This window comes from Acidithiobacillus sp. AMEEHan (genome assembly GCF_030996345.1).
Lineage (GTDB): Bacteria > Pseudomonadota > Gammaproteobacteria > Acidithiobacillales > Acidithiobacillaceae > Igneacidithiobacillus.
In genome coordinates this window covers 2161039-2184343 of record NZ_CP118747.1, presented here as the reverse complement: position 1 = coordinate 2184343, position 23305 = coordinate 2161039, and the positions used below count along the sequence as shown (strand labels likewise).

Here is a 23305-nt window from a genome sequence, read left to right as displayed (position 1 = left end):
AGGATCAGGACGGAGCGAGCATGACAGCTTCCCGAATCGTAGAAAAATCGCAAACACTACCGTACCCGCGCGGGGCGCGCGTGCTGCATCTGGGGCTCGTTCTACTTTTCAGCTTCGAGTTGCTCAACTCGATTCTCGCCCTCTGGTTCCAGCACTTTTCCCTATTTCAGTGGCACATCCTGGCGGGTCTTGCCCTATCTTTTTGGCTGACGCTCTCCTGGGTTGTTTATCTATCGACATCCTGGGGCCGGCAGTTGTTGTATGTGTGGTACTGGCCGGGAAATATTCGGGCCATCTTTTCTGATGTAGGCAGACTGTCACGTGGCCGGCTTCCCGGACATGGTCCTGAGCCGGGTCTCTCCTCCTGGTGGCAGGGCATGTTTTTTTTGCTCGTCAGCTGGGTGGATTATGCCGGACTGGCTGCCTGGCTTACCATGCGGGGTTATCTTGCCGTTCCCGATTTGACCCAGATCGGCCTCAGTTCAATGCGGCTCGGTACCCCCATATTGTTGTATTTCTGGCTGGGGCACGTGGGCATGGCGCTTTATCATGCCGCGCGGCGACAGCCATTGTGGTCCATATTCGCACTTTGGTAGGGGGAAAAGCAAATGCAACGTCGAGATTTTCTTCTTCGCAGCGCCAGGCTTGCAGGCGGAGTGGCTGGTGCACTGCTCCTGCCTGCCTGGGCGCGTGCCGACACCATCCCCGTCTTTCCCGAATACTACACCTATGCTGGGTTCTATCCCCAAATCGATCCACAACATTATCAACTGCAATGTGGCGGCCTGATCGCAAAGCCACGCAATTTCGCCCTGGCGGAGCTGTATCAGCGCAGCGTCCTGCCGGAGGTGCGCAGTTTCCACTGCGTGACGGGCTGGACAGTGGCGAACGTGCATTGGCGAGGCATCCGGCTGGCCGACTTCCTGGCTGAATTGCGGCCGCTCGATTCCGCACGTTTCGTAGTGTTTCATAGCGCCGACGGTGTATATGTCGACAGCCTCAGTCTGGATCAGGCGCGGGCACCTGGGGTCATCCTGGCGACCCATATCGCGGGACAGCCGCTGCTGCGCAAGGGTGGCTTCCCCTTGCGTCTACTGGTACCGCAGATGTACGGATATAAGAGCGTGAAGTGGGTCGATCGCATCGACCTGCTTGCCGACAGGCCTGAAGGCACTTGGGAGCGGGATGGATATCCGAGTAACGCATACATCAAGAAAGGCTTCAGTTGGAGCGATCTCCTCTAGCATCACACGAAGTCCGTTGTCATAAAAGTGTCATAAAAGTGTCATAAAAGGTTCATGATAGTGTCATGAACTTTCGGTATGATTGCCACCGCATAGGGATTTCAGATAGTGAAGTCTCCTACTATGCTGAAGTAACTTTGATAACGCCATCTTCGGAGGTTTTATGTTGCTAGGTTTCAAGAAGACCGTCGCCCATGCTATGACGGGTGCCGTTGTTGCATCCCTCCTCGGCCTCGCCGCCACTGCCGCTACTCCAGCTGTTGCGGCTCCGCAGGTCAGCCTGCTGGAGACCGGTTCCACCCTGTTGTATCCCCTGTTCAACCTGTGGGTGCCGGAATATACCAAGATGCATCCCAACGTGAAGATCACCACCCAGGGTACCGGTAGCGGCACGGGTATTGCCCAATCTATCTCTGGCGTGGCGCAGATCGGTGCTTCCGATGCCTACATGTCCGACGCCCAGGTCAAGATGCACCCGATGTTGAACATCCCTCTGGCCATCTCCATCCAGATGATCAACTACAACCTGCCGGGTCTAAACAAGAAGCACATCAAGCTCTCCGGTCCGGTTTTGGCGGGTATCTATTCCGGCAAGATCACCAACTGGGACGATCCTGAGATCGCCAAGATGAATCCCGGCATCAAGCTGCCCAACCACAAGATCATCCCCATCCACCGTACCGATGGTTCCGGGGATACCTTCATTTTCACCACCTATCTCTCTGACACCGATCCGGCTTGGGCCAAGAGCGTAGGCTATAGCACCACCGTCAGCTGGCCGAACGTGCAGGGTGGCATCGGCGCAGTCGGTAACCCCGGCATGGTCGAGGCGCTGAAGTCCACTCCCTACGGTGTTGCGTATATCGGCATCAGCTGGAAGGCACCGGTAGAAAAGGCGGGCCTCGGTATTGCCATGCTGAAGAATCGTGCGGGTAATTTTGTTCTGCCGACGGTGGAGAATGCCAAGGCGGCGGCGGCTGAGATGGTCAGCAAGACACCTGCAGATGAGCGCATCAGTCTGGTTTTTGCGCCAGGTCCGAAGTCCTATCCGATCATCAACTATGAATACGCGATCGTCAACCCGAAGCAGCCGAACCCCGAAACGGCAGCTGCTCTGCGTGACTTCCTGAACTGGGCCCTCGATCCGAAGGGTGGCAATGCGCCGCAGTTCATGGAGAAGGTAAACTTCGTACCCCTGCCGGAAAGCGCTGTTGCCTTGTCCCGCAAGCAGGTTGCCAAGATCCAGTAATTCTGGGGCGTTTCGCACCGCAGTCCGTGGGCTGCGGTGCCTTGCATAATCAACGCTGCGGCTCTTTTTCTGGAAGCGCCGCACGTTTATTATGGGGCCTGCTCCAGTGGAGGGAGACCATGAAACTATCGTTTTTTCGTTTCGGCTTGGTCGGCACGGCAAGTTTTCTGCCGCTGTCGCTCATTGCACTGGTCGTATTTCTCACGCTCTATTCCTGGCCGGCGATTCAGTACAATGGCTTGGAATTTTTTTGGCAAAACAATTGGGACCTCGGTAACCTGTACGGAAACCCCGTCGAGATTCGTGGCCAGCAGGTTATGCCGGGTGCCAGTTTTGGTATCTGGTTTCTGGTGGTAGGTACCCTTGCCAGCGCCTTTTTGGCTTTGATTTTTGCCTTACCAATCGCCGTTGCCACGGCTTACTTCTTGGCGGAAATGCTGCCCAAATGGTTGTCTGGCCCGCTCGCACTTCTGGTGGACCTCCTGGCGGCCATTCCCAGTGTGGTTTTTGGTCTTTGGGGGTACGCTCTGCTGATTCCTTTCTTAGGGCAGTCGGTCTTTCCTTGGCTTGCCAGTCATCTGAGTTTTGTCCCTTTCTTTGGTGGCAGTCCGGGGAGCGGATACGGGCTCTTCACCACTGCCATCGTGCTGGCGTTCATGGTCATCCCCCTGATTTCGGCGACCATGCGCGAGGGTATCAGTGCCATAGAGCCAGCCCTGAAAGAAGCGGGCCTGGGCATGGGGCTAAATCGCCTCGAAGTCCTTTGGCACATCATCCTGCCCAAGTTGAAGACCACCCTGGTGGGTGTCTCCATACTTGCCTTGGGTCGCGCCCTCGGGGAGACCATGGCGGTGGTCATGGTCAGTGGTAACGCGCTCAACTACTTACCCAACAACATTTATACGCCAATTTCGACCATGGCAGCCTTCATTGTCTCACAGCTAGAGAGTGCGCTGCAGGATCCCACCAACATGGCAGTAGAGGCCCTCGCAGAGATCGCCCTGGTACTGCTCATCTTGACGGTGATCGTGAACATCATTGCCCGGCTCATCCTGTGGGGAGCGAAAGTACGAACATGAGCGCATCAAATCTCTCCAGTACGGTGACCCAGATCAAGCGTGGCGGCACTTTACAGGCCGCGCGTATTTCCTGGAAACGTCAAGTTTTTCGGGGCGTAGGTACAGTTTTCATTTGGGCAAGTTTTGTGATTGTCGCGGCAGCGTTTCTGTCGATCATTGCGGACGTGTTGATCAAGGCCCTGCCGGGGTTGAAACTTAGCCTGTTCACAGAGGTGAGCACAGGCATGGGCGGCGGCCTCAAGAATGCCATTGAGGGTACCTTGGTGCTCTCGCTGGGATCTCTGCTCATTGCTGCGCCCATCGGAATTGCCGCTGGAATCTACCTGAGTGAATTTGGTACTGGTCTGGCAGGTAAAGCGCTACGTTTTCTCTCCGACGTCTTGGTAGGGGTACCCTCCATTGTCCTCGGGTATGTGGGGTATATCACCATGGTGATTTATCTCGGATGGCAGTTTTCCGTAGCGGCCGGAATCCTCACCCTGAGCGTGATGTTACTGCCATACATTGCCCGGACCACCGAAATGGCCCTGTCCAACATTCCGCCTGCGGTACGTGAAGCGGGTTTTGGTATTGGGGCAGGGGAGGGTACGGTCATCCTGCGTATTCTTCTCCCTGGGGCATTGCCAGCAGTCATGACCGGACTGTTTTATGCTTTGGCCCTATCAATGGGTGAAACCGCCCCCTTGATCTATACCGCGGGTTGGTCAAACTACATGTGGAACGGCCAGTTCACCAATCAGCCCATTGGTTATCTCACCTATGTCATCTGGACCTTCATCAATGAGCCCTTTGAGGAGGCCCATGTCTTGGCTTTTGCAGCAGCGTTTTTAATCACCCTGGTGGTCCTGAGTCTGATTCTGCTCGGACGATGGATGGTGATCTGGCAGTTGCGTAAGCGGGGAAGCTACCGATAGGAGGGGTAGTTCAGGGCAGAGAAAATCCCGCTTCCCGCAGCATTGTCGCCAAGCGAATCAAGGGGAGCCCGATGATGGCATTCGGGTCCTCCCCGCACATACGCTCGATCAAACAAATTCCCAGACCCTCGGCGCGCAGGCTCCCCGCGCAGTCAAAAGGCTCCTCCTTTTCAATGTAGCGATCAATTTCTTCTGGACTGAGGCAACGTAGATCCACTCTATAGGGCACTAGTTCGACTCTTGCTTGTCCCGAGGGTGCGAGTAGGCATAGTCCATTCAGCAGGGTCACGGTTCGTCCCTGCATAGCAATCAGTTGCTTACGGGCATTTTCCGCATTGCCAGACTTGCCAAGAATTTGCTCGCCGCAGCAGGCGACTTGGTCGGCGCCGATGATCCAAGCTCCCGGATGATCCTCGGCAACCCGCCGGGCCTTTTCTTCGGCGAGGCGTTGCACCAGCGCCTCTGGCGCCTCTTCTGCACGTCGCTCCTCGTCGATAGCGGGCGAGTGATAATCGAATGGGATGCGCAGTCGCGTCAGCAGCTCACGCCGATAGGGACTGGAGGAGGCGAGTATCAGCTGCGACGTCATCCAGTGTTCCTCTGCCCAGCCGCTATGGCATTGATTGTACGAAGCAGCGGGTCTAACCAAGTCTCGCGGAACTCCGGTGGAGTCTCTTCGTTTCGATACCGGCGCAGTAAGGCCAATTGAATGTGATTGAGCGGCTCCATGTACACATTGCGCCGCTGCAGGGAGAAGGCCAGTACCGGGTTTTCTTCGAGCAACTCCTGCTGCTCTTGGATGAGTAGGATTTCCTGCATACTGATCACAAATTCTGCGTGGATTTTCGCAAAGACTTGCTGCGCGCACTTCTGATCCCGAGGTAGCGTCGCATACTCCGCGGCAAGCGTCATATCCGCCTTTGCCATCGCCATGGTGATGTTGCCCAGCAGGGCGTGAAAAAACGGCCAGCGCTGATACATTTTCCGCAATAGTTCCAGACGTTCCGGATCTTTGCCACGCCAACTGCGAATGGCTGAACCCAGTCCAAACCATGCTGGCAATACGTGCCGCGACTGGGCCCAGGCAAAGACCCAGGGAATCGCACGGATCGAGCTCATCGAACGATCGCCACGCTGACGATGCGAAGGACGGGAACCGATGTTCATGTGAGCGATCTCATTCAACGGAGTCGCTTCGTAGAAGTAGTCCATGAAGCCTGGAGTCTGCTGAATCAGCTCGCGATAGACGGCTTCGCCCGTCTTGGTGAGCTCAGCCATGACGTTGAGGAAACTGGGATCGTCGGTTGGCACCGCCTGAATCAGGCCAAAGCTGGCACGCATCAAGCCGGTCACGCCGACGGTCAGCTCATATACGGCAGTTTCCAGGTTGGCGTATTTGAAAGACAGAACCTCTCCTTGTTCGGTGATCTTGATCTGCCCGCGTACAGTGTTGGCTGGCTGCGCCAGGATGGCTTCGTGGGTGGGACCGCCGCCTCGGCCTACGCTCCCGCCGCGGCCATGGAAGACACGGATATGAATGCGGCGGCGCTCTGCCAGGGCACTCAGTTGCAATTGCGCCTGATAGAGCGACCAGCTCGAGGAGAGGATACCGCCATCTTTGCAGGAGTCCGAGTATCCCAGCATGACTTCCTGCACATTTTCCTGGCCGCGCAGAATTTCGGCGTACTCCGCGTTGTCGAGTAACCTACCCATCACTGCTTCCATGCGTTCCAGATCATGGATGGTCTCAAACAGTGGGGTGACTGCGATCTCACTGTATAGGCCCTGGCGTGACCATCCGGCGAGGCCAAATTCTTTTGCCAAGACCAGGACTTCCAGAATATGGCTGGCCTCGTGGGTCATCGATACCACGTAATTTCCAAATGCGCGTTCTCCGACCTCCCGACGCAACTGACCGATGCACTTGAACATCGCGCAGGTCTCCATCGCTATTGGCGAGAGCTGTTCGGGCGTGCCCTCGACCAGTCTGCCGGGCTTTCGCAGGGCATCACTCAACAAAGCGAGTTTCTGTTCTTCCTCCATTTCGGCATAGCCCTGAAACTCAGCTACCCCGGCAAAGAGTTCCGTGAGGGTGCGGGTGTGTACGGTCGACTCTTGCCGGATATCCAGGGAGGCGAGGTGGAAACCGAAGGTTTCTACCAGCCAGACGAGGTCCTGCACCGCATGATTGGCGATGTATTCATCACCGTGGCCACGCAAAGAGTCACGAACTAGCATCAGATCGGCAAGAAAGTCCTGGTCACTGATGTACGCAGGACTATCCGCCACAAAACCACTGCCACTTTGACCGTTTTCGAGCTGGTGCAGACGCAGATCGAGCCGGGTCATCATGTAGCGCAGTTTCCGTCGGTATGGCTCGCTGGGAAAACGTTGATTCACCCATTCCGCAAGCTCTGGAAAGTCGTCCGCGTCCTTCTCCAGGGAGGCGAGGAGAATCGGCGAAATGCTGCAAAAGCGCGCCGAATGGCCCAGTAACGGATAGAGTTCGGAGAGACGACGCTGGTACTCGCGCAGCACCTCGATGCTCTGCGTGCGCAGAGTCCAGCCGGTAATCGCTGCGGTCACGTTGGGGTTGCCATCGCGATCGCCACCGATCCAGGAGCCGAAGCGAATAAAAGCGGGAATATCGACCTGCCGGTCGCCGTACACGCGGCGGGCTGCACGGCGGGCGGCGTGATAGGTCATCGGCACCGCCTGAAAGAGACTGTCGCGAAAATAGAAGAGGCCATTTTCGACTTCGTCCTGCACCTGCGGCCGGTTGGTCCGCACTTCTTCCGTCTCCCAGAGAATCTGGATCTGCGCCTGCAGCTGCCGCAGTACGTCGCCCTCTTCCTCTTCGGTCAAGGTCGGGTCATCCAGGGCCTTACTGGTGAGAAAAATCCGTCGCAGAGCATGCAGTACGGTACGGCGCTTGGACTCAGTGGGATGCGCCGTAAACACCGGCAGGTAGTGTAGCTGCCCCAAGAGAAACTGGAGTTGTCCGGCGTTGACCCCAGCCTCCTGCAAGCGCCGGAAGGTATCTTCAAAGGAGCCGACCCAGAGTCCGCTACCGCGCTGCAGCAAACGACGCCGCTGCACATGCTGGAACTCCTCCTCCGCGATGTTGACCAGACTGAAATAGGTGTTGAACGCACGGATGACGAGCACGAGGTCATCTTGGGGCAGCGCATCAATGAAACGCGCAAGGCGCTGACGGAGCTTGGGATCTTCCCGGCGATGCAGACGGATGTAACCTTGGCGAAGCTGCTCTACGGCGCTGAAAACCCGCTCGCCGGCCCGCTCGCGCAGCACCTCGCCGAGAATGTTTCCCAAGCGCTTCACGCGAGCACGCAACGCACGGTCGCTGGTCAGTTTTTTGGCGTCCACAAACTCTCCCCAGTACGGAATGTTGGCATGTCGGATATTGCAGAGAACTTATCGGCAATCCGGCAAAAGGTCAAAGACCCACCTGGACGAAGTCACCGACACGAGGCTTCGGCATGCTGCCAGCACCGTGTCTTCCCCATAGCGCACGGGCGACTTTTGAGATAGTCTAAGAGCACTAGCCGATGGCACGATTTGCGTAAAAAAGGAGACAATAGTGGCCAGTCAACAAAAAGGGCAAATTTTGCAAGACCCTTTCCTCAATCTCTTGCGTAAGGAGCACGTTCCGGTAGCCATCTACTTGGTGAACGGCATCAAGTTGCAAGGCTTTGTTGAATCCTTCGACCAGTTCGTTGTGTTGTTGCGCAACAATGTCAGTCAGATGATCTATAAACACGCGATTTCCACCGTGGTTCCCAGTCGCGATGTGCGCTTGCCACTGCCGGAGGTAGAGGGCGAAGCGACCACCGGAGATGAGGCCGCAGACTGAGTCAGAGCCCGGGGATCCAGCGATCGCATCGAGATCGCTGCTTACTGATCCACCTTTCTACGCCCGGGAGTCTGGCGGACGATGGTGGAGAGGAGTTCCAGCAGTTGGCGGCGGACACCGGAGCCGAAATACTGGCCCTGTGGACGATGTCGCGCGCGCGTCTGGATCCCGCCACTTGTGTTGGGAGTGGAAAAGTTCAGGAAATCGCTGATTTTGTGCGCGCCAACGCGGTCGATCTGATACTTTTTGATCGCCCGTTGAGTCCAATTCAGGAACGAAACTTGGAGCGCGCCTGCGCTGCACGGGTTATCGACCGAGTGGGACTCATTCTCGATATCTTCGCCCGTCGTGCGCGTACGCATGAGGGGCAATTGCAGGTCGAACTTGCACAACTGGATCACTTGCGTACCCGGCTGGTGCGCGGCTGGGCCCATCTTGAGCGGCAGCGGGGTGGCATCGGCCTGCGCGGACCCGGCGAAACGCAGCTAGAAACGGATCGCCGGTTGATCGGGGTGCGGATTCGCATCCTGCGCGAACGGCTGGCTCGGGTTGCTGCTCAGCGAGCCACGCAAAGACGGGCGCGGCTGCGTGCGCCCGCCCCCATGGTCGCCTTGGTAGGCTACACCAATGCCGGAAAATCTTCCCTTTTCAATGTGCTGACGGCAAATGACCAGTATGCCGCCGACCAGCTCTTTGCCACCCTGGATCCTGCTGTTCGTCGCCTCTCCGGCACTGGACCGACTACCTTGCTGGCCGATACCGTCGGATTTCTTCGCGACCTACCAACGGAGTTGATTGCCGCTTTTCGCGCCACTCTGGAAGAAGTGAGGCAGGCCCAATTGCTGCTGCACATCATTGACGCAGCGGCGCCCGATCGCGATGCGCAAATCCTCGCAGTGGAGAATGTTCTCGCCGAGATTGGCGCGGCCGGCTTGCCGCGCATTCGCGTATTCAACAAGATTGATCTGTTGGGCGAGGAGGCGCGGGAACGGGTCGCGGAGACTGGCCAGGTGAGCGATCTCTGGCTCAGCGCCCATAGCGGTGCCGGCATGGCCCGTCTTGCGGAAGTGATCACTCAGCGTCTGCATGGTACACGCCTTCGTCTGCGCTGTACGCTGCGCCCGGAAGCGGGGGCGCTGCGCGCCCGCCTCTTTCGTGAGGCCGCGGTCCTGGAGGAGCGTTTCGACAGCGAGGGGAGCGATCACCTGCTCATCGAAATCGACCACCAGGTCTGGGCCGGCTTGCGGGAGGAAATCGGGGCAGAGAGTTGTCAGCGGGAGGATCTGCCTTCTACAATGCGCCCATAGTCCGGGGTAAGGAGAGCGGGATGCCGTGGAGTGATCCAGGCGGAAACGGTAAACAAGACGGTAACGGCAGCAATAAGGGTCCCTTGGGACGGCGTCCCGGAAATTCCGGCGCAAGCTGGAATATCGACAAGATCACCAAAGAACTGCGCAAGCTCGGCGGCAAGCTGTCGGCGTCCCCCGGATCTGGGCCACGAGGAAAAATTCCTTTTCTCCGCTGGCTCCCCTTGATCGTCGTGCTCGTACTGATCGGCCTCTGGCTGCTTTCCGGCTTCTATGAAGTGGGTAGCGGAGAGGAGGGCATCGTGCTGCGCTTTGGTCGCGTGGTCGCCACCGTCCCTCCGGGAAGCCACTATCATTGGCCCAGCCCCATCGAGACGGTCGAGACCGTCGAAGTTGGCCGCAGTCGGCGCTTGGTCTTGGGCTACGGGGACTCGGGAGAGGCACTCAGCCCCGGTCGTATCGTCACCAGCAATGATGAGGTGGTCGACGTTCGCTATGCGGCAGACTATCGCATTGCACATCCCCGCGACTTTCTTTTTGCCAGCAGCAATCCGCAGCAGTACCTGGCTTTTGTGCTCAGTGCGGCGTTGCGCCAGGTAACCAGCGGCATGAGTTCCGAGCAGCTACTCGGCATGGCGCATGCGCCTTTGGAACAGCAGATATTGCAGAAAGCGCAAGATCTCCTGGCCGGCAGTGACAGCGGCATCAGCCTGCAGTCCGTGCAGATCATCGAGCTTACCCATCCGAAGGCGCTGGATGCGGAATACGAGAAGATTGCCAAGGCACGCAAGGATGCTGCAGATCAAGCCGAGCAGGCGAAGGCGGACACCGGCAAGACACTGCTTGCCGCCAAAGCCGAAGCTGCCAAGATGGCTGATCGCGCCAGCGTGCAGGCGGAACAGTTACTGGGCAAGGCCCAGGGCGACGTGGCTCGCTTCAATGCGGTCTACCGGGCCTACCAGCAAGACCCACAAATCAGTACCAAGCAGATGTATCTGCAGACCATGCAGGACATTCTTGCCAAGGCAGGCAAGATCGTCGTGGCGGATGGAAACGGCGCGCAGGTGGCGGTGCAGGTTGCTGCACCGACCCTGTCAGCCCCGCTAGGCAAAGCCAGTGCCCCCACTAGCAGTGGAGATAAGGCCTCATGAAACCGATGACCTGGGGCTGGATAGCTCTGGTAGTTGCCGTTTTGTTGTATCTGCTGTCTGCTAGTTTTTACCAGCTGCGTCCGGGACAGAGTGCGGTCGTTCTCAGCGCCGGACACGTAGCAGCCGAGCGCTCCCAGGCTGGGCTCTATTTTCACTGGCCTTTTCTTCAGTCGGTGCAGATCATCGATACCCGTAGACGCAGCCAGAGTACCAAGGCAGTCACGGTCACGCCGGCTACGGGACCGAGCCTGCAGCTCGACTGTTTTGTGCAGTGGCATGTCAGCGACGCAGAGAAATTTTATCAGCGCGGGCTGAACACCGCCTTGGCCGAGAGCCAGATCAGTGACGTGGTACAAGCCGCGCTCACGCGCATCGTCGATAAAAACCCCGGAGTGGCGCCGAGTGATGTGATTCTGGCCGCATGGCAGCAAACGTTGCGCGGTCAAGTGGGGGATTCGCTTGCACGCGACGGCATTTCTCTGGATGACCTCCATTTTCTGGAACTTGGCTTGACCGCCGAAGCGCAACAGGGCGTCTATCAAAAAATGCGTAGCGAACTGCAGAGCAAGCTTGCGGCAGAGGATCTGGCCGGTAAGGAGCAGGTGGAACAGATCAAAAATTCCGCAGACAAGGAACGCCAACAAATCCTGAGTCAGGCCTACGCCTCGGCGCAGCAGACCTTGGGCAAGGCACAGGCACAAGCAGCCCGGATGTACGCCGATGCCTATGGAAAAAATCCACGTTTTTATGCCTTTTACCGCAGTCTAGAGGTATTGCGCGACAGCACCAAAGCGGGAGACGTCTGGGTCCTGCCTGCCAACTCTCCGTTACTCCGCTATCTGCATGACGGACTCCAAGGAGGGGGCAAGCCATGATCAAGCGGAAAGATTCCCTCGCGAATTGGATCTTGCCCGCAGGCTTTGAAGATATGGGACCGCGACAGGCGGCAGCACTTGAGGGAAAGCGTCGTGAATTGCTGGATCTCTTTGCCTCCTGGGGATACCGACAGGTGATCCCACCCATGCTGGAACATCTGGAAGGCTTGCTGACCGGCAGCGCCGTCGATCTCGATTTGGAAACCTGGAAGGTACTCGATCAGGCCAGTGGTCGCGTGCTAGGTTTTCGCTCCGACATGACGCCACAAATGGCGCGAATCGATGTCCAGATGGCACGGGATGACGAAGCGCGACGCCTGAGCTACGCTGGCACCGTGTTGCGCGCACGTCCCGATGCGCTGGGCGGCAGTCGCGCGCCCTTCCAGGTGGGGGCCGAGCTGTTTGGCGTCGGTAGTGCCGATGCCGACCTCGAAATTCTGAGCCTAATGGTGGAGAGCGTACAGCGCTGCTGTCCGGGTACCGAACTGGTCTTGGATCTGGGGCATGTCGCAATTCCGCAATGCCTGGCGGAAGCGAGCGGGCTTGGTCAGCAGGATCGAGAAGAGCTGTTACGTCTGCTGGAACGCAAGGCCTGGCCGGATCTGCGGCAGCTACTGCAGGCAGACGCGGTGCCTGCGCAACAGGCCGAGGCGTTTCACGCGTTGGCGGAATTGCATGGAGACCACGAAATCCTGGCGCGCGCCCGGCAACGCTTTGCGTCCTATCCCGTCATTCTCCGTGCCCTGGAAGAACTCGATTTTGTCTGGCAAGTGCTCGTCCAGCGCTATCCGCAGCTCAGCATTCGCGCGGATCTGGCGGAAATGCAAGGGCATCGCTACCACACTGGCATGCTCTTTGCCGTATTTTCGCCGCAGCGGGGCGCGGCGATTGCCCGCGGCGGGCGTTATGACGGTGTCGGCAAGGCCTTTGGCCGCTATCGTCCGGCGACCGGATTCAGTCTGGATTTGCGTCCCCTGCTGCGCGATCTGATGGAGGAAAGAAGTTCTCCACGGGTCTGGGCTCCGGGTGGTTCCGACCCCAGCCTGTGGCAGGCCATTGAGGACCTACGGGCACAAGGGTATACCGTTGTCCAGGATCTGGCTGGTGGCGCTCCCGCGCAAGCACTTCCAGCAGGCTTTGACGCCTGCCTGGTGGCGGAGGGGGGGCGATGGAAACTGGCCGGCCACGAGCCTGAATTTCCCTTTTCTGCATCCTGATTTTTCGCGGAGTCGCTATCGATGTCCAGGAACGTAGTGGTGGTAGGCACCCAGTGGGGTGATGAGGGTAAGGGCAAGATTGTCGACTGGCTTACCGAGCAGTGTCAGGCAGTCGCGCGCTTCCAAGGCGGTAACAATGCCGGTCATACCCTGGTCATCGCGGGTAAAAAAACGGTGCTGCATCTCATCCCATCGGGCATTCTGCGGCCGGGTGTGCAATGTCTCATCGGTAACGGCGTAGTGCTCGACCCCGTCGCCTTGTTCGAAGAACTGGATCCTTTGCTGAAGGCCGTTCCGGATGCGGTACGGCGTCTCGTAATTTCAGACGCCTGTCCTCTGATTCTGCCCTACCACAAGCGGCTCGATCTTGCCCGTGAGCGGGCCAAGGGGGACGCACGCATCGGAACTACCGGGCGGGGAATTGGACCCGCGTATGAAGACAAGGTAGCGCGGCGGGCGTTACGGGTGGCGGATCTGTTTCACCGGGAACGCTTCGCGGCAAAACTTGGCGAAGCGCTGGATTACCATAACTTCGTACTGCAACACTACTTCAAAGAACAGCCGGAAGATTTTCATCAGACGCTGGAGCAAAGCCTCGCCTATGCAGAGCGGCTGGCGCCCATGGTTGCCGATGTCTCTCTGCGCCTCAGCCAGATTCAGGCGACGGGCGGACGGATCCTGTTTGAGGGGGCGCAAGGGAGCATGCTCGACGTCGACCACGGCACCTACCCGTTTGTCACCTCATCCAATACGGTGGCCGGCGCCGCTGCTGCGGGTACCGGGGTAGGGCCGGGCGAATTGGGCTATGTTCTCGGCATCACCAAGGCCTACACCACGCGCGTTGGTTCTGGCCCGTTTCCCACGGAGCTCTTCGATGATACCGGGCGGTGGCTGGCGGAGAAGGGTGGCGAAGTTGGTGCCACCACCGGGCGTGCGCGTCGTTGTGGCTGGTTCGACGCCGTGGCCTTGCGCGCTTCCTGTCGGGTAAACGGGGTAAACGGCTTGTGTATGACCAAACTCGACGTGCTCGACGGCTTGGCGGAGATTCGTGTCGCCACTGGCTACCGGGTGCGGGGTGTGGAGTGTCGTGACCTGCCGGGGGGTGCCGAATCTCTGGCTGATTGTGAACCCGTCTACGAAAGTTTTCCGGGCTGGTCAGAATCCACTGCCGGTGTTCAGCGTTGGCAAGAGCTGCCAGAAAATGCGCGAAGTTATCTCGAAGCCTTGGCGGAGCTGGTGGAACGTCCCCTGGCCATCGTTTCCACCGGGCCGGACCGCGCCCATACGATCCTCCGTGAGGCGTTTTTATGAGTTTGAGTTTCTTGTCTTTTCTTGTCAGCATTGCGTAGTATGTGGCCTATAACTCGCAGCGGTTGTCATCAAAATGTCATAAAACTGTCGCACTATTGTCATAGTTTTTGGTCATACTACTGTCTGCTGCAACCCGAATAGGGGGATTGAGGGATGCTCGAAACGCAAGTCCAGAAAGACATGGGTCGTAATACCAAAAAGGGCGAGCGCTCGCTGCGACTGTATCTCGCTCGTCATCAGGACGAGATCGAGGCGGCGCAGCGGCTGCGCTATCGAGTTTTCAGTGCGGAATTTGGTGCCCAGCTAAGTGGCCCGCCGGGAATCGATCAGGATGAGTATGATCCCTTCTGCGAGCACCTGATCGTCGAGGATGAGGTTCGACAGGAAGTAGTCGGTACCTACCGACTTTTCCTGCCGGAACAGGTAGCCAAGGTAGGGCGCTACTACGCGCAGACAGAATTCGACCTGTCGCGTCCCTTGGCACTCGGCTCGCGGGTCATGGAACTCGGTCGATCTTGCGTACATCCAGACTATCGCCAAGGCGCCGTGATCGTTCTTCTTTGGTCAGGCTTGGCAGAGGCCATGGGCATGTGGGACATCGAACATCTCATGGGTTGCGCCAGCGTGCATAGCACCAATGGTCCGGCGCTTGGTGCCCTCTATCGTTCGCTGGAGCAGCAGATGGTGCCAGCCGAACAGCGCGTGTTTCCCCTGCGCCCGGTACCCGGCTTCGATCCCGACGCTCAGGTGGAGCCGGTCGAGTTGCCGACACTGCTGAAAGGCTACTTACGGGCGGGAGTGCGGCTGGGAGGCGAGCCGTATTGGGATCCCCAGTTTCACTGCGCCGACTTTTTTGTATGGTGCGATTCACGACTGATTACTTCGCGCTACCAGCAACGTTTTCTGGATCCTGTGGCCCAAGGCAAATGATCTTTCGTTGGCGACGTCGCTCCTCGTCTGCACAAGCGCAACTGATCCCGTACCCCAGCGACCGCATCCTGCGGCGCAGCAAACCGCGTTTCTATCGCCGCTTGTGGCGTATCCCCGCCCTCGGCCTGCATCTGGTTCTGGCGTTTCCCCTGAGCTGGTGGTACTACGGACGCAAGGCGGAAATCGATGGATCGGCGCTGGCGGTATTTCGCTGGTGGTGTGGCGTTGCGCTGCGCATCCTGGGAATCCGGCTCCGGGTAGCTGGGACCTTGCCGATGGCGCCGACAATGTTGGCGGCCAATCACGTATCCTATCTGGATATTCTGGCACTCGCCGCGATTCGCCCAGGTCAGTTTGTCGCCAAAAAGGAGATGGAGTCTTGGCCTCTCTTTGGGCGTTTGGCACGTCGCCTGGGAACCTTCTTCATCGACCGTAGCGACGCTAGGGCCAGTCAGCGGGTTTTGAAAGAGGCGGCCAAGGTTCTTCGTGATGGCCGTATTCTCACGATCTTTCCCGAGGGGACGACAAGCGACGGCACGGACGTTGGCGACTTTTTCGCCGCTCCTTTCGAGACCGCCGTCAGTTCTGGCACTATGGTGGTACCGGTTACCCTGCGTTATGAGGATGTCCTCCGTCCCGGACGTGCGGATCGGGTCTGCCCATTCATTGGCGACGATACCCTTGCGGGACATCTGTGGCGGCTCACGGCCTCGGCACCGCTCACCCTGCGCATCCACTTCGGTTCGCCCTTGTCGCCGCAACTGGGTCGGAGAGAACTCGCGAAAGAGACGCAGCGTCTGATACGGGAGTCGTTACACCGGATGGAGGAGGGCGCTGCAATTACCTATCTGGACCCTCATCGCCACCGCCTGCGCGATGCGTGGGAGGCTTGGCGTCACGGTAGTCAATCGCGCTAGATCGAGGCCCCTCAATATTCTTCGTAAACGCTGTCGTTGCCGCAACCGTTCCATGCGTGTACGGTCTCTACCAGTAGTTCAACATTATCTATCGGCGTTTGCGGCGTGATACCGTGGCCCAAGTTGAAGATGTGTCCCGGCCTTCCCGCATTCGCGCAGAGGATGTTCTCGATTTCGGAGCGCAACAGGGCGCTTTGCCCATAGAGCGCAATCGGGTCGAGATTGCCCTGTACGGCGACGTTCTTACCCAGACGTCTGCGCGCCATGTCGATATCGATGGTCCAATCCAGACCGATGACGTTGGCGCCGCTCGCGGCCATGCGCTCCAACCAGTTAGCACCGCCCTTGCTGAAGAGAATAATGGGCAGCTCCTTGGCCTCCGGCATGGCGCGCAGTCCGGCGATGACCCGTCGCATGGGTGCCAGAGAAAAACGCTCGTAGGCAGAAGTCGTCAACGTACCGCCCCAGGTATCAAACAGCATCAGTGCCTGCGCTCCCGCCGCGGCTTGCCCGTGCAGGTAGTCTGTCAGTGCCGTCACCAAACGTTCAAGCAGTGCTTCCAGGCTTTCTGGGTCGGAATACAACCAAGTCTTTGTATGCAGGAACTCGCGGCTACCTCGGCCCTCGATCATATAGCAGGCGAGGGTCCAGGGGCTGCCGGCAAAACCGATGAGCGGCACCTGGCCGTCCAACTCCCGGCGAATGAGACGTACCGCGTCCATGACGTAGCGTAGATCCTGCTCTGGATCGGGCTGCCCCAAGCGCTGCAGATCGCTGGCTTGGCGCAAAGGATTACGAAACACCGGGCCCTCGCCCTCGAGAAAATCCAGCTCCATTCCCATGGCGTGGGGCACAGTCAGGATGTCGGAAAAGAGGATGGCGGCGTCGAGATCGAAGCGCCGCAGGGGTTGCAACGTCACCTCACAGGCGAGTTCCGGCGTCTGGCATAGCTTCAGGAAATCCGATACCTGGCTGCGCGTAGCGCGATATTCGGGCAGGTAGCGCCCGGCCTGGCGCATCAGCCAGACTGGCGTGCGATCTACCTCCAGTCCCCGGCAGGCACGCAGGAAGCGGTCTGCCTTGCTCATTCTGCGGCACTCAAAAAGTCGAGGATGCCTTCGGCAGCCCGACGCCCCTCATCGACCGCCGTGACCACGAGGTCAGAGCCACGGTGCATGTCACCGCCCACAAAAACCTTTGGGTTACTGGTTTGGAACTGGGCATTGGCAGTCACCCTGCCAGCCTTGTCGGTGGCAATGCCAAAGTCGTCGAACCAAGCAGCGGGGGAGGGGTCGAAGCCGAAGGCAATGATTACCGCATCGGCGGCCAAGGTCTCCTCCGAGCCGGGCACGACTTCGGGATATCGGCGACCCTTGGCGTCGGCCTCTCCCAACTGGGTGCGCAAGACCTTGACTCCCTGCGGACCAGACTCGGCGTTACCAACGATCTCCACGGGCTGGCGATTGAAAAGGAATTTCACCCCTTCCTCGCGGGCGTTGCTCACCTCCCGGCGGGAACCGGGCATGTTTTCTTCGTCGCGGCGATAGACGCAGCTGACCGCCGTTGCCCCTTGCCGGATAGCGGTGCGCACGCAGTCCATGGCGGTATCACCACCGCCAAGAACGACGACGCGTTTGCCGGCCAAACGGATGTACGGATGCAGCGGATCCGGCAGGGCCATCAGATGAGAGATATTGCCGTTGAGGAAGTCCAATGCCTTGTAGACCCCGGGCAGGCCCTCACCGGGAAAATGCCCCTGCTTCGCCTTGTAGGTTCCCATGCCCAGAAACACGGCGTCGAAGTCGCGCAGCAGATCGGAAAAGGGGATGTCCTTACCCACTTCCTGTCCAAGACGGAATTCGATGCCCATTTCCTGCAGCAGGTCGGCGCGTCGGGCGACGACTTCCTTCTCCAGTTTGAAGGGCGGGATGCCGAAGGTCAGCAAGCCACCCACGGCGGGGTAGCGATCGAAGACGACCACATCGACGCCATTGCGATTGAGGATATCGGCACAGCCGAGTCCCGCCGGCCCAGCGCCGACCACCGCCACGCGCTTGCCCAAACGCTCTACCGGCTCCCGTATCGGCTTCCAACCCCGCGCCAGGGCCTCCTCGGTAATGAACTTTTCGAGGTTACCGATGGTTACCGCGCCATAGTCTTCGTTGAGGGTGCAAGCGCCTTCGCAGAGACGATCCTGGGGACAGATGCGACCGCAGATTTCCGGTAGGGTATTGGTGCTATGGGAGAGGGTCGCGGCCTCCTCGATGCGGTTTTCGACGATCAACTGTAACCAGTTGGGAATGTAGTTGTGTACTGGACACTTCCACTCGCAGTAAGGATTGCCACAATGCAGACAGCGGTCGGCTTGCAGGCGAGCGCTGTCGAGATCGAAGACTTCGTAGATCTCGCGGAACGCCTCACGTCGCTCGTCTACCGGCAGTTTCTTGGGATCCTGTCGACCATCTTCCAAAAAGGCAAAGTTGTTCATGATGATTCCTCGCGATGGGCAGGGTCAACTGGCTTCTTCGAGCAACACATCGAGCTTGGCCGCCTTGGGCACCACCAGCCAGACCTGTGCGACAAAGCGCGACCAATTGTTGAGCAAGTCCTGGGCCAGCAGGCTACCAGTCCATTCTAGGTGACGTTTGACATGGCGTTTCAATAAGATTTCGTAACCGCGCATGGATTCGGTATCGATGCGATGGACGTTGACCAACTCGCCATTGACGCGATTCGGAAACTGGCCGTCGGCATCGCGCACGAAAGCGAGACCACCGGTCATGCCGGCGCCGAAATTGACGCCAACCCGTCCGAGAATGATGACCTGGCCACCGGTCATGTATTCGCAGGCGTGATCGCCAGCGCCCTCGATGACCGCAATCGCTCCGGAGTTACGCACCGCAAAGCGCTCGCCGGCGCGCCCAGCGGCGTGCAGCATCCCGCCCGTGGCGCCATAGAGACAGGTATTGCCGATGATGGCCGATTCGGCGGCGACATAGGGGACATTCTCGGGCGGCGCAATGATGATGCGGCCACCATTCATGGCCTTACCGACATAATCATTGGCATCCCCGTGCAAGCGCAGGGTCATGCCCTGAACGGAAAAGGCGCCGAAGGACTGTCCGGCGGTGCCATGCAGCTCGACGTGGACGCAGTCATCGGGCAAACCGGCATTACCGTAGCGCTTGGCGATCTCGCCCCCCAGTCGCGCCGCGATGGAGCGGTGGGTGTTCTGGATGCGATAGTGCAGCCGTGTGGGAATTCTTTCCTCCAGGGCCGGACGGGCATCGGCCACGATTTGTTCGGCAAGTTCGCCTCGGTCGAAGGGCGGATTGCGATCCTGCTGATGAATGTTGTGATCAGCATTTTCCAGCGCGGCATTGCCGAGCAGTGGGCGCAGATCCAGGGCGGCCTGTTTGTCCGTTGCCGCCTTGCCGATCTCCAGTAGGTCACTGCGCCCCACCAGGTCGTCGAAACGACGAATGCCAAGTTCGGCCATGATCTCGCGCACTTCTTCGGCAACAAAACGGAAGTAGTTGATTACCAGTTCTGGTAGCCCTTTGAAGTGCTTGCGCAAGGTCTCGTCCTGGGTAGCCACCCCGGTGGCGCAGTTGTTGAGGTGGCAGATGCGCAGATACTTGCAGCCCAGCACGATCATCGGTGCGGTACCAAAGCCAAAACTCTCAGCGCCGAGCAAGGCGCCCTTCACCACATCGAGCCCTGTCTTGAAGCCACCGTCGACCTGCAGACGCACGCGATGGCGCAAGAAATTCTTGCGCAGGGTGACCTGAGTTTCCGCCAGCCCCAGCTCCCAGGGAGAACCGGCGTATTTCACTGAAGTCAGTGGGCTGGCACCAGTGCCGCCGTCGTAGCCAGCGATGGTGATGCGATCGGCATAGGCCTTGGCCACCCCGGCAGCGACGGTGCCCACACCGGCTTCGGAGACCAGTTTGACCGAAACAAAAGCGCTGGGATTGACCTGCTTGAGGTCAAAAATGAGCTGTGCGAGGTCTTCGATGGAATAGATATCATGGTGCGGCGGCGGGCTGATCAGCGCCACACCTTCCTTGGCATAGCGCAGGCGCGCGATGATGCCGCTGACCTTGTGCCCGGGCAACTGACCGCCTTCGCCAGGCTTGGCGCCCTGAGCGATCTTGATCTGCAACTCTTCGGCATTGACCGCATACTCCGGCGTCACACCGAAGCGGCCGGAGGCGATCTGTTTGATCTTGCTGACCTTGTTGTTGTGATAGCGGGCAGGATCTTCGCCACCCTCGCCGGAGTTGGAGCGCCCGCCAATAGTGTTCATGGCAATGGCCAAGGCCTCATGCGCCTCGGGTGAAAGCGCGCCCAAGGACATCGCCGCGGTGTCGAAGCGTGGGGTAATGCCCTCGACGGGTTCCACCTCATGCAGCGGGATCGCCTTACCACCGCGCAGGTGCAGCAGATCGCGAAGATTGGTGACCGGCCGTCCGTTCACCAGCTCAGCGAAACTGCGATAATCCTCCTGGCGGCCGGAGCGGGTGGCGGCCTGCAGACTGGCGACGACATCCGGGTTGTAGGCATGGTATTCGCCACCATGGATGTATTTCAGCTGACCGCCAGCACTCATCCGCCGGTGCGGACGCCAAGCATCTGCCAAGAGTTGACGCACGTCCGCCTCTAGGTGCCGGAAATCTGCCCCCTCGATACGAGTGACTGTGCCGCGGAAGCAGCGCTCTACCACCCGCGAAGACAGTCCCAACGCCTCAAAGAGCTGGCTGCTGCGATAGGAGGCAAGGGTGGAGATCCCCATCTTGGAGAGAATCTTGTAGAGCCCTTTGTCGATCCCCTTTCGGTAATTGGCCAAGGCCTTGGTCACCCCCACAGGCTGGCTGAAGGCACGACGCTCGGCCAGGCTGCGCACAATGGCATAGGCGAGGTAGGGATAAACTGCGGTAGCGCCGTAGCCGATGAGTGTGGCGAAGTGATGGGGGTCACGAGCGTGGGCAGTAGCGACAAGAATATTGCAGCGGGTACGCAAGCCGGCGTCGATCAGGGCGTGATGCACCGCACCCGCCGCCATGAGCGCAGGGATATAGACCTGATCCCTCTGCAATCCGCTGTCGTCCAGCACCACGATCACAGCTCCCGCTTGCACTCCCGCCACGACTTCTGCACAGAGACTGGTGACCGCAGATTCGAGATCACCGCTGCGCGGATAGCAGATGCTGAAAATCTGCGCGCGGAAGGCGGGTTCCGTACGCGAAACCAGTGCCTGAAAGGCAGCGTCGGACAGCACTGGCGAATGCACCTCGATGCGCCGCGCATACTCCGGGCGCTCGGCAAAGAGATTGCTCTCCGTACCTAGGATGGCATTCAGGGACATGACCAGAGATTCCCGCAACGGATCGATCGGCGGATTGGTAACCTGGGCAAATTGCTGACGGAAGTAGTCGGCCAGATGGCGCGGCTGAGTGGAAAGCACCGCCACCGGAGTATCGTCGCCCATGGAGCCGACCGCCTCCTGGCCACCTTCGGCGAGCACCCGGATGACCTGATCTTCCTCCTCCATACTGACGCCAAAGGCCTTTTCCCAGGCAACGAGGTCCGTTACCGAGCGGGCGATTTCCGGCGCATCGTCGTCTACGTCCAGATGTTCGGCATATTCTGCCAGCCAGTCGCCGTAAGGGGCGCTGCTCTGAATGCGCAAATCGATGCTGCTATTGTCCAGCAACTGACCATCGCGTAGATCCACTGCGAGGATCTGACCGGGACCCACCCGTCCTTGCGCGGTGATGTCCTGATGCGCGTAGTCGAACACACCCACTTCCGAGGCGATGTTGATGATGCGGTCGCGGGTGATGACATAGCGCGCCGGCCGCAGGCCATTGCGATCCAGGGCGCAGACCGCCATCTGCCCGTTATTGAGCACCAGGCCAGCGGGACCATCCCAGGCTTCCATGCGCATGGAGTGGTATTCATAAAAGGCCCTCAGTTCCGGAGCCATATTGGGCACATTGTGCCAGGCCGGCGGAATCAGCAAGCGCAGGGCCTTGAAAAAGTCCATGCCACCCTGCACCAACAGTTCGAGCATATTATCCAAGCTGAAAGAGTCGCTGCCGCCACCAACCGCTGGCAGCACCTCGTCCATGGGCAAGAGATCAGATTGCAGCAGAGGGGCACGTGCCCGAGCCCAGTTGCGGTTACCCTGGATGGTGTTCAGCTCGCCGTTGTGGGCGAGAATTCGGAAGGGCTGGCACAGACGCCACTCCGGCCAGGTGTTGGTGGAGAAGCGCTGATGGTAGCTGACCAGCGCCGATGCAAAACGCGGATCGCGCAGATCGGGATAAAAATCGGGCAGATGCTCGGGCATGACCAGCCCCTTGTAGCCGATCACCCGGCTCGAGCAAGTGACTGCAAAAAAGTCGCTGTCGGCGGCGCAACGTTTTTCCACTCGCCGGCGCAGGCGATAACAGAGACGCTCGAAGGCATCGTCATCTGCCTCCTCACCGCTGAGGAATGCCTGCTCGACACTTGGAAGGGTCTTCAGCGCTTCCGCACCGCAGGCTTCAGCCACGGTCGGCACGCTGCGCCAGCCGAGGAGGGCAAGGTCCAGGGCTTGCGCTTCTTCCGCAATGATCTTGCGGATTCCTTCCGCCCGCTGCCCATCGCGGGGCAGAAAAAACTGCCCTACGGCAAAGCGCAATGGCAGAGTGATGCTCGACTCGGTAGCCACCGCACGAAAAAACTCCTGCGGCATCTGGATGAGCAGCCCACAACCGTCTCCACTCTTGCCGTCGGCGGCGACCGCCCCACGATGCGTCAGGCGGGCCAACGAGCCAATGGCCGTGGCCACGATGCTGTGACTGGCTTGGTTGTCCATTTGGGCAATGAGGCCAAAACCACAAGAATCGCGTTCAAAATCTGGAGAGTAGAGATTATTTGTCATGCTTTCACCATCGGCCGGAACACTCCCTCCCGCCCTATGGCGAAAGGGCTACTATTATAAGCCGCTGATGCAGGAGAAACCAAGCCGCCTTTGCGATCTAGGTCGGCATTTTTCCTCCGCGTAAGGCGACGAGAGTGTTCCGCCCGGCCCATCCTGCGGGCAACGCCCGCATTGCGACTGGCGGCGGTCCTTCCCTCTGCCCGAGTCCGGTCATCTCGCCGCGACGCCACCGGGGCCAGGCGCGAACGCTAAATAGCCACACTTTGATAGCCGCTAACGGAACTGGTGTTTTCTTTGGGTTGAGCG

18 protein-coding genes are annotated in these 23305 nt (G+C 59.1%); 13 read left to right on the top strand and 5 right to left on the bottom strand.

Translation table 11 applies throughout. The features are described 5' to 3' along the window. Window positions 1-20 precede the first annotated feature (20 nt). The 5 genes from ORD17_RS11120 (at window position 21) to pstA (ending at window position 4486) form a co-directional block, all read left to right on the top strand. Window positions 21-596 carry a cytochrome b/b6 domain-containing protein gene (locus ORD17_RS11120; protein ID WP_308388571.1) on the top strand — a complete coding sequence of 192 codons (576 nt, stop codon included), beginning with the start codon at window positions 21-23 and terminating at the stop codon, window positions 594-596. 12 nt (window positions 597-608) lie between these two features. Beyond that, window positions 609-1244: a molybdopterin-dependent oxidoreductase gene (locus tag ORD17_RS11115; RefSeq protein ID WP_308388570.1), complete on the top strand. Its 636-nt coding sequence runs from the start codon at window positions 609-611 to the stop codon at window positions 1242-1244. A 163-nt stretch (window positions 1245-1407) separates the two neighbouring features. Continuing rightward, window positions 1408-2493 (top strand): phosphate ABC transporter substrate-binding protein PstS, encoded by a 1086-nt coding sequence (gene pstS / locus ORD17_RS11110; RefSeq protein WP_308388569.1) that lies wholly within the window; start codon window positions 1408-1410, stop codon window positions 2491-2493. Between the two features lie 119 nt (window positions 2494-2612). Beyond that, entirely contained in the window at window positions 2613-3572 is a 960-nt protein-coding gene (gene pstC, locus ORD17_RS11105; RefSeq protein ID WP_308388568.1) for a phosphate ABC transporter permease subunit PstC, read from the top strand. Then, window positions 3569-4486 (top strand): phosphate ABC transporter permease PstA, encoded by a 918-nt coding sequence (pstA, locus tag ORD17_RS11100; RefSeq protein ID WP_308388567.1) that lies wholly within the window; start codon window positions 3569-3571, stop codon window positions 4484-4486. The genes pstC and pstA overlap by 4 nt, the downstream gene beginning before the upstream one ends. Before the next feature lie 10 nt (window positions 4487-4496). Here pstA and ORD17_RS11095 read toward each other — a convergent pair whose 3' ends face one another. Together ORD17_RS11095 and ppc are read right to left on the bottom strand one after the other, a co-directional pair. Further along, the gene (locus ORD17_RS11095; RefSeq protein ID WP_308388566.1) at window positions 4497-5075 is read right to left on the bottom strand and encodes a Maf family protein; all 579 of its coding nucleotides are present in this window, start codon (window positions 5073-5075) and stop codon (window positions 4497-4499) included. After that, window positions 5072-7873 carry a phosphoenolpyruvate carboxylase gene (gene ppc / locus ORD17_RS11090; protein ID WP_308388565.1) on the bottom strand — a complete coding sequence of 934 codons (2802 nt, stop codon included), beginning with the start codon at window positions 7871-7873 and terminating at the stop codon, window positions 5072-5074. Before ppc ends, ORD17_RS11095 begins: the two co-directional genes overlap by 4 nt. Window positions 7874-8087: 214 nt before the next feature. On the opposite strand from ppc, the gene hfq reads away from it, so the two are divergent. The 8 genes from hfq to ORD17_RS11050 all read left to right on the top strand — a co-directional run bounded on the left by hfq (window position 8088) and on the right by ORD17_RS11050 (window position 16068). After that, window positions 8088-8360 carry an RNA chaperone Hfq gene (gene hfq, locus ORD17_RS11085; RefSeq protein WP_308388564.1) on the top strand — a complete coding sequence of 91 codons (273 nt, stop codon included), beginning with the start codon at window positions 8088-8090 and terminating at the stop codon, window positions 8358-8360. After that, window positions 8357-9667 carry a ribosome rescue GTPase HflX gene (hflX, locus tag ORD17_RS11080; RefSeq protein WP_308390093.1) on the top strand — a complete coding sequence of 437 codons (1311 nt, stop codon included), beginning with the start codon at window positions 8357-8359 and terminating at the stop codon, window positions 9665-9667. The genes hfq and hflX overlap by 4 nt, the downstream gene beginning before the upstream one ends. Before the next feature lie 20 nt (window positions 9668-9687). Further along, window positions 9688-10818: a protease modulator HflK gene (locus tag ORD17_RS11075; protein WP_308388563.1), complete on the top strand. Its 1131-nt coding sequence runs from the start codon at window positions 9688-9690 to the stop codon at window positions 10816-10818. Further along, on the top strand, window positions 10815-11693 hold the full coding sequence (locus ORD17_RS11070) for a protease modulator HflC (RefSeq protein WP_308388562.1): 879 nt from the start codon (window positions 10815-10817) through the stop codon (window positions 11691-11693). Before ORD17_RS11075 ends, ORD17_RS11070 begins: the two co-directional genes overlap by 4 nt. Continuing rightward, window positions 11690-12910 (top strand): ATP phosphoribosyltransferase regulatory subunit, encoded by a 1221-nt coding sequence (locus ORD17_RS11065; protein ID WP_308388561.1) that lies wholly within the window; start codon window positions 11690-11692, stop codon window positions 12908-12910. Before ORD17_RS11070 ends, ORD17_RS11065 begins: the two co-directional genes overlap by 4 nt. Window positions 12911-12931: 21 nt before the next feature. Beyond that, on the top strand, window positions 12932-14221 hold the full coding sequence (locus tag ORD17_RS11060) for an adenylosuccinate synthase (RefSeq protein WP_308388560.1): 1290 nt from the start codon (window positions 12932-12934) through the stop codon (window positions 14219-14221). A 153-nt stretch (window positions 14222-14374) separates the two neighbouring features. Further along, entirely contained in the window at window positions 14375-15151 is a 777-nt protein-coding gene (locus ORD17_RS11055) for a GNAT family N-acyltransferase (RefSeq protein ID WP_308388559.1), read from the top strand. Next, the gene (locus ORD17_RS11050; RefSeq protein WP_308388558.1) at window positions 15148-16068 is read left to right on the top strand and encodes a lysophospholipid acyltransferase family protein; all 921 of its coding nucleotides are present in this window, start codon (window positions 15148-15150) and stop codon (window positions 16066-16068) included. The genes ORD17_RS11055 and ORD17_RS11050 overlap by 4 nt, the downstream gene beginning before the upstream one ends. A gap of 11 nt (window positions 16069-16079) precedes the next feature. On the opposite strand, the gene hemE is transcribed toward ORD17_RS11050, so the two are convergent. Genes hemE through gltB form a run of 3 tightly spaced genes read right to left on the bottom strand, consistent with a single transcriptional unit; the run spans window position 16080 to window position 22999 of the window. Further along, window positions 16080-17156: a uroporphyrinogen decarboxylase gene (gene hemE / locus ORD17_RS11045; protein WP_308388557.1), complete on the bottom strand. Its 1077-nt coding sequence runs from the start codon at window positions 17154-17156 to the stop codon at window positions 16080-16082. Further along, window positions 17153-18556 carry an FAD-dependent oxidoreductase gene (locus tag ORD17_RS11040; protein ID WP_308388556.1) on the bottom strand — a complete coding sequence of 468 codons (1404 nt, stop codon included), beginning with the start codon at window positions 18554-18556 and terminating at the stop codon, window positions 17153-17155. The genes hemE and ORD17_RS11040 overlap by 4 nt, the downstream gene beginning before the upstream one ends. A 24-nt stretch (window positions 18557-18580) precedes the next feature. Beyond that, window positions 18581-22999: a glutamate synthase large subunit gene (gltB, locus tag ORD17_RS11035; RefSeq protein ID WP_308388555.1), complete on the bottom strand. Its 4419-nt coding sequence runs from the start codon at window positions 22997-22999 to the stop codon at window positions 18581-18583. Window positions 23000-23305: the final 306 nt, after the last annotated feature.